Raw genomic sequence first — 12,175 nt, 5'->3', positions numbered from 1 at the left:
CATTTAAAAATGGAGTAAGGAACATGATTATTAATATACGCAAATATGATCGCTTTGGCAAGAGTTTTTTAGAAAAAGATTCAACGAGAATCTATATAAACCTCCCGCGAAAGACGGCCAACGATGTAGCGATCACGGAAATCCAAGGCATGGCCGATTTTAATACTTGCATTTGCTCTGTCCATCGGATCATCGCTTGATCTTCCAAAATCATCAGACCTCCTGTCCACCCCAAAACGGCGACTCCCGCATAGAGTAAAACAGGATATTTGTTTAATAAATAAGATACAAGTTTGCTACCGTAAACGATAATCGGCACGCTGATCGAAATGCCTGTCAATAAGAGCAGAAGGTCTCCCCGGGCGATACCGGCGATGGCGATCACGTTGTCAAAACTCATGATCAAATCGGCCAGAATGATCGCTCGGATCGCTTGCCGAACTCCCCTTGCCTCAATCACGTGCTGTTCTTCTTTATTTTCGCGCAACAGTTTATAAGCCAATATGAGGAGAAAGATACCTCCGATCACCTGTAAGTAAGGGACTCGGAGAAAATACACGGCCGTTCCCGTCAATGCGAAACGGATCAAGACGGCCCCCAGAGCTCCCCACATTGTCGCCCGCTTCTGTAGAGAAGGCCGCAAGTTACGTGTCGCCAATGAAATAACCAAGGCATTATCGGCGGAAAGAACTACATTAATCAGAAGGATCTGCAACAATACCCATGTTTGCTCCATAATATCTCCCCCTCGTCCATATATATGAACGGGGGGATGAGAATCTATCCTATTTTCTTCAATCTTGTCAATCGAACGGCGACATGTTTGAGTCCGATGCTCGGATGAAACATGATTTCCAATTCCAGAGATTCGCCTTCTCCTTTTTTATCCATGATGATTCCTTGCCCCCATTGCGGATGAGAGATCTTTTCTCCAATCTGCCAGTCTTGTTCCGTATGATTGTCTGCCACATGACGTTCGACGAGGTGCTCCGGAATCTCTTCCAAAAAGCGGGAGGGCTGGTTCAACTGGTTTTGTCCGAAGAGGGTACGTTCAACCGCATGAATCAGGTGAAGTTTGTTCTGTGCGCGTGTGATCCCGACATAAGCGAGATTCCGCTCCTCTTCAATTCCCGCGATATCATCCATCGAGCGAACATGGGGAAAAATCGTTTCTTCCATACCGATGATAAAAACAATAGGAAACTCTAGCCCCTTGGAAGCGTGCAACGTCATCATATGTACCGCATTCTGCGCCTTTCCTTGTTCTTTGTCGATATCACTTAACAGTGAGGTTTCTGCCAAAAAACCGGCCAGATTCCCGGTGTTGTGATGTCTGCGGTCATATGCGCGCGTGACAGAGAGAAATTCGTTAATATTTTCCAAACGATTTTGATCTTCCTCCCTTCCGCTATGAGCATACATTTGCCGGTATCCCGTTTTGTTTAGTACCTCATTGACGAATTCCGTTACCGTATACCCTTCTTGTGCGGTGTACAGGTCTTTCATCATGTCATGAAATGCCTGTACGGCTTGTGCGGTTTTACCCGTCAAGCCGGCTTCTTCAGCGTATCCTGTCGCTTCCAATAATGTCATGTCGTGATCGTGCGCATAGTCGAGCAACTTCTTGACGGTGGTATCGCCGATGGATCGCTTTGGCGTGTTGATAATTCTGAGTAAAGAAATCTCATCCTGCGGATTCGACAAGACTTTCAAATACGCCATGATATCTTTAATCTCGCGGCGATCATAAAACGTCATGCCTCCGATGATCTTATATGGAATGGATGCCTGCAAAAACGCTTCTTCGATCGTCCGTGATTGTGCATTCGCACGATACAGTACGGTACAATCTCGGTATTCCCCGCCGTTTTCAATATGTTCTTTGACTTTCTGCACAACATAAAGGGCTTCGTCTTCCTGGTCCAACGCTGAGTAGATCGTGATCTTTTCCCCCGGCCCCTTCGTCGACCAAAGACTTTTTTCTTTGCGTGATGTATTATGGGCGATCACGTGGTTTGCCGCTTCCAGGATCGTACTCGTGGAACGGTAATTTTGTTCGAGTTTGATCACGGTCGCTTCCGGGTAATCTTTTTCGAAATTTAATATATTCGAGATATCGGCGCCTCGCCAACGATAGATCGCCTGATCAGAATCCCCGACGACACAAATATTGCGCCGTTTGGCAGCCAACATGCGCACAAGTTTGTACTGCGCCCGATTCGTATCCTGGTATTCATCCACGTGAATATAGTGAAACTTGTCCTGGTACGTCTCGAGGATCTTCGGGTGCTCCGCAAACAAGTGAACGGTCTTCATGATCAAATCATCAAAATCAAACGCGTTATTCTCAACCAACTTCCTTTGGTACAACCGGTACACATCGGCCGCGACCGCATCCATCACTTTCTTTACATTGCGTTTGCGAAATTCATCCGGTCCGATCAACTCATTTTTCGCGACAGAAATCTTCCAGTGAATCACTTGAGGGTCAAACTTCTTTATATCATAGTTCATATCCAGCATCGCTTGTTTGATACAAGAAAGCTGTTCATCACTGTCAAGGATGGTGAAATTACTCTCATAACCGATGTGTTCTGCTTCCCGACGAAGAATCTTGACACACATCGAATGAAATGTACTCATCCATAAATCGCGTGCGCGAATCCCCACTATTTTTTCTACCCGTTCATTCATTTCCTTAGCCGCTTTGTTGGTGAACGTGATGGCTAAAATATTCCATGGCTGTACTTGACGCACGCCAATGAGGTAAGCAATTCTCCTTGTCAATACGCTCGTTTTTCCCGAGCCCGCCCCAGCAATGATAAGCAAGGGACCTTCCGTTGTTTCGACCGCTTCCTTTTGCTGAGGATTCAATCCTTTGACGATTTCACTTACATCCATTGTCATAACGATCCTCCATATGGTTAGCTACACCCAATTCTGTTTATAAAAATCCCCCTCGATCGGAACGATCCGCCGTGTTTGAATCATAGCCCGTATAGCTTCATCCGACAAGCCGGCCTGTTTCAACATATCCTCCGTAAATCGGTTTCCCTTCGACTGTGACACCCGATTGAGCGTCCGCAGGGCATGAGGAGTAATATATCGCTGGATCTCTTCTCTTGAAAACATAAGATCACCTCTATCTTCCGCTAGTTTTTTGATCAACAATCACACAGAAAAGGAGCGTCAATATGAAGAATGGGTTTCCATGTGACTCATCATAGAAGGTATAATGACCTATGACAATACGTGCGTCCAGGGAAGTGATACCATGAATTTAAAGCGTTTACAAACATTTCTCTTGGCGGCTGACCACAAAAATTTTTCCACCGTAGCGGAAATGTTGGGGTTGAGTCAGCCCGCAATCAGCAAGCAAATCAAAACATTAGAAGAAGAATTGGGCGTAGAACTTTTTCACCGTGATACAATGCCGCCGACGTTGACGGAAGTGGGGAGACTCGTCTACAAAAAAGGAAAAAAATTACTTGAGATGTGGGGGGAATTAACTCGCGTTTGCCATGCGTATCAAAATATTTTGACAGGAATCTTGCGCATCGGAGCGAGCACCATCCCTACTTCCTACATTCTTCCTTCTCTTTTGCGCTCGTTTAGGGAACAATATCCCGGGATTGAAGTACAGTTGACGACAAATGATTCTACAGAAGTAGAAAATCTTGTCAAGGAAAGATATCTCGATGTGGGAATCATCGGCCTGCCGCCAAAATCGAACTTGTTGGATACACTCAAATTGGCAAAAGACCGCCTTGCCATAATCGGACCACCCGGACATCCGCCGATTCGGAGTATTTCCGAAATCACCGACCGCCCTTTTATTTTTCGTAAACCCGGATCGGGAACTTGGCAAACAGCGATCGAAGGGTTGTCACGTATGGGGCTTTCCGTGGAAGACCTCACTTGTGTTGCTTTGGTCGACAGTACGGAAGCGATCCTTTCTATGGTGCAGGCCGGTCTTGGAATCGCTTTTATTTCCGAAATGGCCGCCAGACAAGCGGCAGAAAACAATCAGATTGCGATACTCCTCGAATTGCCGATCGAACGCTCTTTCTATCTGATTTACGAACGTACGAGACGCAATCAACCTTTTCTCGATGCTTTTATTTCCCACATCAAAGAAAAAGTGAGTGAATTCTCAAAAAAATAGTGTTGTCCACCATCTCCAGCAGAATACACTTTGGTATAAGCAACAATGGAGGTGAAAACGAACCTACAACATGCAAGCGTTACATTGCAATCCTTAGTGAAAGGGGCGATCACAAGAAAGCCCTTGGTCTTGTCGGCTGGTAAGACCAAGGGCTTGATTCGTATACATGCTACACTCGTTTTTTCATGTTCGCAATGATCGCTGACGTCACTTCTTCCGTTGTTGCATTGCCTTTGAGATCGGGTGTTTTGATTCCCGCTTCTAAAGTATCTTCAATCGCTTCGAGGATCAAATTCCCCACTTCTTGATGCCCCAGATGGTCTAACAGCATCTTCCCTGTCCAAATCTGACCGATCGGGTTGGCGATTCCTTTCCCAGCGATATCCGGGGCGGATCCATGCACAGGTTCAAACATCGAAGGATACTTTCCTTCTACATTAATATTGGCCGCCGGAGCGATCCCAATGCTTCCCATGATCGCTCCGCCAAGATCCGTCAAAATGTCGCCGAAGAGATTTGAAGATACAATGACATCGAATAGATGCGGTTTCATCACAAAATAAGCGGCCAGAGCATCAATATGAGTGGAAGTCGTTTCAATGTCTGGATAATCGGTCTTCACTTCGTTAAAGACTCGATCCCAGAAAGGCATGGAATATACGATACCATTCGATTTCGTCGCGCTGGTCACGTGTTTCCGTCTCGACTTCGCCAGTTCAAAACCGTATCGTATCGCCCGCTCTGTCCCTTTTCTCGTGAAAACGTTGTTTTGAATGACAACTTCATCCATTCCCTTATGGATGCTTCCGCCGATTTCCGAGTACTCCCCCTCGGAGTTTTCACGGACGACAATCAGATCGAAAGGCTTGGGATCTCTGAGCGGAGATTCAAGCCCCCGCAGAAGTTTCGCCGGTCGGATGTTAACCGCTTGCTCGAAAGAGCGGCGGATCTTAATGAGCAATCCCCATAAGGAAACATGGTCGGGTACGAGGCTTGGCATACCTACCGCTCCAAGGAAAATATGTTGAAAGTTTTTCAACGTTTCAAGCCCGTCCTCAGGCATCATGACCCCGTGTTTCAAGTAATATTCACAGCTCCACGGAAATTCTGTAAAAGACCACGAAAAACCCCCGTCGATCTCCGCTGCGGCTTCCAGCACCTTTACAGCGGCAGGTACCACTTCTTTTCCGATCCCATCTCCCGGAATAAGCGCGATTTCATATTTGTTCATGGTTTCCTCCTTTGTTATGAAGATGATAGATTCCCCATCCATCCCATTGTACAATATACTTATGCTATTTCTAATTATCGGGAGGCTACTATGGAAGTTTCGCTTGATATTGTCGTTCGCTCAACTGAGATTGACGTTAACGGACATGTAAACAATGCTAAGTACTTGGAATACCTTGAGTGGGGGCGCGAGGAATGGTATGAACGTGCTGGCTTGGCCTATGATGTGTTTACCCAGATGGGGATTCAAACCGTAACTGTGAATATTAATATCAACTATCGAAAGGAATGCCGTCAAGGAGAACATCTCACCATTATCACTCGTCCGAAACAAGTTGGACGCACAAGCTATATTCTTTCCCAGGAAATCCGTAACGCGCAGGGACAGGTCGTCGCAGATGCCCTGGTAACTTCCGTAACCATGGATATCGAAACGAGAAAAAGCCGGGAAGTTCCGCAGGAATTGAGGAAATGGTTCCCGGAAACATAAGAGGGTTTCATGAGTAACTCGTATAAGGAGAGCCCTTGAGATACGTCTGGGCTCTCCGTTATTATAAAGAAATTCCAAACGTTCTTATAAAATGATTCCTCTGTCTTTGAGGATTTGTGAGGCGGTCTCATGCATGTTCGTCAAAATTTCGACAGCACTCACCATATCTCCCGTTCGTTTAGAACATTCCGCCCAACTTGAAGCAGCTTGTATAAAACGATGAACGGATTTACATGTTGAGAAGAGATGTGCGGCCTTTTGTAAATGCTCCATCGCCTCCATCCAACGCTCACTCTTTTGTGCAAGCTTACCCAGTATATAATGTGCGTGTCCCTGTTCAATGACTGCTTCCTCCGCATTCCGCAGAACGCTTTGCGCGAAACTTTGCGCTTCATGATCATTTCCTTTTTGCAAAGCGATTTCCGCAAGAATCCTTGTAGCCTTGATTTCGAGAGTCTGTAACTGTATCGTTCTGGCCTCTTCGACACACGATTCAACCTTCTCTCTCGCTTCTTCCAAACGTCCCCACTCGGCAAGTAACAGGCCATAATGCAAGACTGATCGAATCCTCTCTTCTTCCCGTTGCATTTCCTGATACAACTCAATCGCCTTCACAGTATAGGCTTCTGCTTTTTCAAAAACGAACATGTTGCGATAGGATACGGCCATTTCATAACAGAGATCCGCGAGTTCTGTGGATTTACATCTGTCTGCCATCAATTGATACGCCGTTTGGTAGTGTTGAATCGCTTCTTCGTGCATACCCAAATGTGCGCAACATTGAGCCATTTTGAAGAGAATCTTCCCTTCTCTCAATGAGTCGGAGGGACCGAGAGATTTCAACGCCTGTTTTAAATATGTTCGGGCCACTTCATATTCATGATTGGACATCTTGATTTGAGCAATTGATTCGAGCGTTTGTATGTACCTTTTCTTGTTCTTTTTCTCTCGATATTCGATCAATTGCGATTCAAGAATCAATTCCGCCTTCTCGTACTGTTTTTCTTCCATATAACATTGTATCAAGTGCCAAATTACATCATCGCGTGAACATTCGGGATCTCCGATGAGCTCTTCAAGAATAGGAATCGCCTGACTGTAATTATGAGAATCTTTCAACCACAGTGCAAACGTGAGCCGCGATTTCCATTCTGTGCTTTCTTTCAATAGTTCCAGAAACATCTCAATCGGTGACTCTAAACGCTCCGCGAGAGCTTGCAAGACTCCGTAAGAAGGTTGAACACGGCCTAATTCAATTTGGCTGATCATACTGGGCGTCACGATTCCCCGGCCTAATTCCGTTTGTGAGAAGCCTTTTTCCAAACGCTTCTCGCGAACTAATTCTCCAAGTGTGATCCCCATAATCACGACCTCCCCCAACCGAAGAATTGCAATTTTTATAATTTAACTACTTGACCATATTCTACATACTTTTTACATATTTTACAATATGTTTAGTGTTATTTTTCTAAAATTTAACTATATTCAACTTATAAGAAGTCTTATATCGAAACCAAGATTTCTCCAATTGACATAACATAAAAATTATAAGAAAATTATTATAAATATCACAAGAAGGTGAGGAGAAAGAAGTGACTTGTCTGCGCCAGTTTGCCTGGGGGCTGTTGATGTCGTTCTTAGTTATCGGAACACTCGTACTTCTTCCCATTCTTCTCATCACTGATGAAATACCATTCTTCTAAAAACGCGTTCACAATGGTTCATTGAGTCTTGTATACCTTGCTTTCCGCAAAAAGACGGATGGAAAATCTCCATCCGTCTTTCGCATGCAATGAGGCCCATTCGGTATCCTCTTTGCCGTTAATAATTACATCGTCTTCGCGCAACTACTTTTAAAACATTCAGATTTAAGAAGCGAATCGAATGCAGCGATCAGATCTTTTCCATGTCGGGCTCCTGACTGGTTTCCAGCCAGCAATCGAGAACTTCTTTGTCTAAAACTTTTCCTTCAATCATGGATAACTGACGCTCCGTAAACAGTCGCCGCCAATCAGCTCCAGCACCTTCCGCAATGTGAATGGTTGTGAGAAGACTCGCCCATGCCGCATGACGTTTAAACCAGAAAAACGATTGATGTTCCAACATATACGGATATAAGTCGTCAAACTTCGTATGCTTGCAAGCGACTGTTCGATCAAATTCCTCTTTTGCTTCGATTACGTAGGATAAAATGTCAAAAGACATGAGTTCGCTCCCTCCTTTTTCTCTATCATACATGACATCCGCAGCTTTTTGTAAGATACCGGCACAAAACCTCCTTGAGAAATTCCACCAGACGTTCACCTTTTCTTTTCATTCCTGCATCTTATTATCATAAAGGGAGTGTTTCAAGCTCCCGCCAAGGGGGTGTATGGGTGGCCATACTCGCAATCTTGACCGCTTTGGTCAATTTTGCAAATGCGGTAGTCAATCTGATTCTGACGCCCAGGAAGTACAAGCCGTAACAAGTATGGCTATCGATTCTGATCGTGCAGGGACAAAAAAGATGCCCCCCTGCACTCACCCTCTCTAATACCCCCACCCGTTCATTCAGGATGAATATCCTCATATACTTCGATATCTACATTTTCACAAGGGATGGAAATACTACTCCAAGCTTTCTTCCGACTGTACACGAATTCCATTTCTGATTAGCAATGCCGCTGTCACACCGACCCCCTCCTTCTTCATTTTGGAGAAAGTTCCATTATATATCTGACGACTGCCGCACGATGGACTCCTTTCCTTTAAAATCGCCTCTGTGGCACCCACTATCTTAGCGATTCTTAGTGCTTGATAAGCACCATCAATGAACATTTGCGTCACATCATTTCCTTGATTATCTATGACTCTCGCGTTACCATCCAAGACATCAAAACCGTCTCCTCCGACGATTTCGGCAGGATTGCGTGGGGTTGGAAGTCCTCCTAACTGTTCCGGACAGACCGGTATCGCTTTCCCTTCTTTAACAAGTTGTTCAATTTCTTGATGCCAATTTGATTTTTTATCATAGCGGCATTCACACCCCATTAAACAAGCACTAACGACTTTCATGACTACTCACCTCACATGAACAATTCGCCTTCCTACGATCGTTCAACATTTCTCAAACATGGTCGAATCTCTCTTCCTTTATAGTATGACCGAAATTCACAATCCTCGAAAAGAAAAGAGCACCCAAAAGAACGACCAAACGTTCTCATACGGTGCTCTTTTCCGTGCCTTTAGAATCGTCTCGCTCCAATATAACGTGGTCCCCAGTAATAAGGGTCATTGAGATTACAGATTTTCACGCCATGGGAGGAAGTGGCCGAAATAAACTCATTATTCCCTATGTAAATACCCACGTGGGATGCACCAGATGCATATGTTGAGAAAAATACCAGATCTCCGGGTTGCAAAGAGCTCACAGGAGTGCCGGCAGAATACATGTCGGAAGCTGTCCTCGGTAACTGCACCCCAAAGTGATTGAACACATATTGCACAAATCCGGAGCAATCAAATCCGTCAGGGCTTGTCCCGCCCCAAACATACGGAACCCCGATATATTTCTCAGCATACGCAATCATGCTTGAAGATTGGGATGTAATAGAAGGTTTATTCTCGTCATTCAAAGAACGTGTGGCCGGTTTCAAGGGAGTAGGTGATACATCGGCCATCATCATCACCGGCTTGTCCGATGAGATGGAAACAGCGTTTCGGTTCTCGTCCCAGTTGACGTATTTGCCGACAGATTCGGCGATAAAGCGAAGCGGTACAAAAGTCCGGTCGTTTTTAATCATTACACTCGAATCCAGAGAGACAGGTTGTCCATTAATGGTCGCTACTGTTTCACCTTCCTTCAATACGATCGACTTTGCGTCTTTTGCCAGCATGACTTTCACTGAGCCGTTTTCCAGCTTCCAATTGACTTTGAAGCCCAACTGATCGGCTACAAAACGAACAGGAACTTGCGTTCGGCCATTCTCATCGATGAATGGTTTGGCATCTGGAAATTGCACGATCTGATTATCGACCATAATTTCCAGTGAATCCGCAGCGGCATGCGCTTGCGGTGCCAGACTCGCTGCAAGGCACACCATGCCTGTGAAGATAAAGCCCATACTTACCTTTTTCATTTCTCTCCTCCTATGCCTCCGAGGTTAGTTGACGGATTCGGGTAGAGGTACCCTACGCCTTGAAGCGATTCACCCCGAAAAATATCCCCCGTACTGACATCATGTCAGATTCGGCAGATTTCTGTCTCATCGACAAACTTTTTTGTAGAATGATGTAGAAAAATATTCTACAGAAGTACAAATAATCCTCTAGTTAAAATGTTATAATTATGTTACAAAAAAATCTCAGCGAAATCGGCTGAGTCTTATTGGAGTATGTTTACAAACGGAAGTGGATGTTCCCCTAGCATTCTGTCTCTTTTTCCTTGATGTATGTCATCGCTTCTTCCTCGGATCGATATACTTTTCCATATTTATAGAACGCGTAAACTTGCGGATACTTATGAATTCTCCCATCGATAAAGATATCATTGATTTCGTTGTCATGAATACGGTACATGGGTTGTTCATCTCGCGAGCTCGCTGAGATTAGCGCAAGCGTGGATAAGTGATTCAAACGCTCAGATCCAAAGGTAATACCCGATCTTTTGCGAATTTTTTCGACTTCTTGTACCAGCTCTGCAAGTTCGTCAAATTGCTTGCGGAATTCATAAAGCCTCGCCAAATATGTGAATTTGATTTCCAGTAAGTCCGTGCAACTTTCTTCAAACGCTTCATAAACATGAGATATATAATTCTCAAACTCCTCCCCAATTTCTTCTTCAAGTTGTTGAAGTTCCAGGTCTCTTGCCTTCTCGATCGCTTCATGTAACTTTTCTATATCTTGAAATTCTTTCTTCGCTTTATCAAGCGCATGTTTGATTTCCAGTTGGTCCTCTGTCAACACATTAGCAGTCGACGTAAGCGTAAAATAATCCCCACCTTTCGAAGAGATGGGGATTTTCGTATGATTTACGTATTCTTTTTTATAGCCCGGCAGGTAAGCGGTAGGCTTTCTGACCAAGGGAGAAGCTGATCTAAGGAATCTTTGTCTTTCATATCTAGGTTAGGTAGTTTCTCAAAGAGATAGGTAAGATAGAAATAGGGATGTAATCCATTTTCTTTCGCTGTCTCTATGATACTGTAAATGATCGCACTCGCCTTTGCACCACGCGGGGTATTGGAGAACAACCAGTTTTGCGACCGATCACAAACGGTTTGATCGCGCGTTCACTTCGGTTGTTATCGATCTCCAATCGCCCATCTTGTAAAACGCCTCTAATTTTTCCCACTGGTTCAGACAATACAAGATGGCCTGACCGAACGCACTTTTGGGCAGCACTTTCGGTTTCTGAGTACGAAGCCATGCCAAAAAAGCATCCAACACAGGGCGGCTGCGTTCTTGACGGATATGGTAACGTTCCTCAGGCGTGCACTCCTTTAAGTCACGTTCAATCGCAAAGAGTTGATTGCAGAAAGTAAGTCCCTCTTTGGCTGCTACCGGTGACGAGCGCTTCGATTCAGGCAGCGCCTTGAGTGCCTCATCGAATTTGCGCCGGGCGTGAGCCCAACAACCGACCAGGGTCACATCCGGTATCCCATGGTAACCCGCATAGCCATCGACGTGCAGGTATCCTTTGAAACCGGAAAGAAACTGACGCGGGTGTTTGCTCGCCCGTGTCGTCTGGTAGTCATAGAGGATGATGGGCGGATCTTCTCTCCCGGTACGGTACAGCCATAGATAAGAAGTTGTCTGTGCGGCCCGGCCCGGTTCACGGAGCACTTGTAAGGTCGTCTCGTCTGCGTGCAAGATGTCCTGCTTGAGTAAGTGCTCGCGCATGCGATCATAGAGCAGACTCAACCAGGTATTCGCTCCGTAGAGGATCCAGTTGGCCAGGGTCTGACGAGACAACTCAATCCCCAGGCTTGCAAACTGTTGCTCTTGTCGGTAGAGAGGCATGCTCTCCACATATTTTTGACTCATGATATAGGCCATACTGGAAGCAGAAGCCAAACTCCCCGGAAAGACGGGGGCAGGCATAGAAGCTGTGACTGTCGGCGTACTTGTCTCCTCACGCTCACAACGGCGGCAGGAGTAGACGTAACGGACATGCTTGACCACTTTGACTTCGGCCGGAATGATCTTCAGCTCTTGCCGTATCTCCGTGCTCATTTCATGCAAAGAACCACCGCAACACGAACAAACCTGCTCCTCAGATGGCAGGCGATACTCGATCGTCTCCACAGGCAGGT

General features: G+C 45.4%; 12 protein-coding genes, 1 pseudogene and 1 riboswitch. Of the genes and pseudogenes, 2 read left to right on the top strand and 11 right to left on the bottom strand.

The genetic code is table 11. The features are described from left to right. Positions 1 to 91 precede the first annotated feature (91 nt). The 3 genes from DNHGIG_RS14875 to DNHGIG_RS14865 are packed head-to-tail and all read right to left on the bottom strand — an operon-like array spanning position 92 to position 3,132. Positions 92 to 736: a TerC family protein gene (locus tag DNHGIG_RS14875; protein WP_282200324.1), complete on the bottom strand. Its 645-nt coding sequence runs from the start codon at positions 734 to 736 to the stop codon at positions 92 to 94. Positions 737 to 780: 44 nt separating this feature from the next. Next, positions 781 to 2,907, bottom strand: a complete 2,127-nt coding sequence (gene pcrA, locus DNHGIG_RS14870) for a DNA helicase PcrA (protein ID WP_282200323.1) — start codon at positions 2,905 to 2,907, stop codon at positions 781 to 783. A 21-nt stretch (positions 2,908 to 2,928) separates the two neighbouring features. Next, complete coding sequence (locus tag DNHGIG_RS14865) at positions 2,929 to 3,132, bottom strand: hypothetical protein (protein ID WP_282200322.1); 204 nt, start codon at positions 3,130 to 3,132, stop codon at positions 2,929 to 2,931. Positions 3,133 to 3,274: 142 nt separating this feature from the next. Here DNHGIG_RS14865 and DNHGIG_RS14860 point away from each other — a divergent pair, with 142 nt between their 5' ends. Continuing rightward, entirely contained in the window at positions 3,275 to 4,165 is an 891-nt protein-coding gene (locus tag DNHGIG_RS14860) for a selenium metabolism-associated LysR family transcriptional regulator (protein WP_282200321.1), read from the top strand. Positions 4,166 to 4,334: 169 nt separating this feature from the next. On the opposite strand, the gene DNHGIG_RS14855 is transcribed toward DNHGIG_RS14860, so the two are convergent. After that, complete coding sequence (locus DNHGIG_RS14855; RefSeq protein WP_282200320.1) at positions 4,335 to 5,396, bottom strand: tartrate dehydrogenase; 1,062 nt, start codon at positions 5,394 to 5,396, stop codon at positions 4,335 to 4,337. A gap of 90 nt (positions 5,397 to 5,486) precedes the next feature. On the opposite strand from DNHGIG_RS14855, the gene DNHGIG_RS14850 reads away from it, so the two are divergent. Further along, entirely contained in the window at positions 5,487 to 5,885 is a 399-nt protein-coding gene (locus DNHGIG_RS14850; protein WP_282200319.1) for an acyl-CoA thioesterase, read from the top strand. An 84-nt stretch (positions 5,886 to 5,969) separates the two neighbouring features. On the opposite strand, the gene DNHGIG_RS14845 is transcribed toward DNHGIG_RS14850, so the two are convergent. From DNHGIG_RS14845 to tnpC, 7 genes and pseudogenes are all read right to left on the bottom strand, one after another. Then, positions 5,970 to 7,247 (bottom strand): helix-turn-helix domain-containing protein, encoded by a 1,278-nt coding sequence (locus DNHGIG_RS14845; RefSeq protein WP_282200318.1) that lies wholly within the window; start codon positions 7,245 to 7,247, stop codon positions 5,970 to 5,972. Between the two features lie 531 nt (positions 7,248 to 7,778). After that, a complete protein-coding gene (locus DNHGIG_RS14840) occupies positions 7,779 to 8,090 on the bottom strand; it encodes a hypothetical protein (RefSeq protein WP_282200317.1) in 312 nt (103 codons plus the stop codon). 402 nt (positions 8,091 to 8,492) lie between these two features. Next, positions 8,493 to 8,939, bottom strand: a complete 447-nt coding sequence (locus DNHGIG_RS14835; protein WP_282200316.1) for a 2-thiouracil desulfurase family protein — start codon at positions 8,937 to 8,939, stop codon at positions 8,493 to 8,495. Between the two features lie 170 nt (positions 8,940 to 9,109). Next, complete coding sequence (locus tag DNHGIG_RS14830) at positions 9,110 to 10,003, bottom strand: C40 family peptidase (protein WP_282200315.1); 894 nt, start codon at positions 10,001 to 10,003, stop codon at positions 9,110 to 9,112. After that, a riboswitch (cyclic di-AMP (ydaO/yuaA leader) is annotated at positions 10,002 to 10,129 on the bottom strand. (Overlaps the previous gene by 2 nt.) A gap of 157 nt (positions 10,130 to 10,286) precedes the next feature. Beyond that, positions 10,287 to 10,946, bottom strand: a complete 660-nt coding sequence (locus DNHGIG_RS14825) for a hypothetical protein (RefSeq protein ID WP_282200314.1) — start codon at positions 10,944 to 10,946, stop codon at positions 10,287 to 10,289. Further along, positions 10,895 to 11,113 (bottom strand): transposase domain-containing protein, encoded by a 219-nt coding sequence (locus tag DNHGIG_RS21205; protein ID WP_282200275.1) that lies wholly within the window; start codon positions 11,111 to 11,113, stop codon positions 10,895 to 10,897. Before DNHGIG_RS21205 ends, DNHGIG_RS14825 begins: the two co-directional genes overlap by 52 nt. Next, positions 11,056 to 12,167: pseudogene (gene tnpC / locus DNHGIG_RS14820) on the bottom strand (IS66 family transposase). The gene DNHGIG_RS21205 and the pseudogene tnpC overlap by 58 nt, the downstream one beginning before the upstream one ends. Positions 12,168 to 12,175 lie beyond the last annotated feature (8 nt).

It is taken from the genome of Collibacillus ludicampi (assembly GCF_023705585.1).
In the GTDB taxonomy this organism is placed as follows: domain Bacteria; phylum Bacillota; class Bacilli; order Tumebacillales; family BOQE01; genus Collibacillus; species Collibacillus ludicampi.
This window is presented reverse-complemented; position numbering and strand designations above follow the sequence as displayed.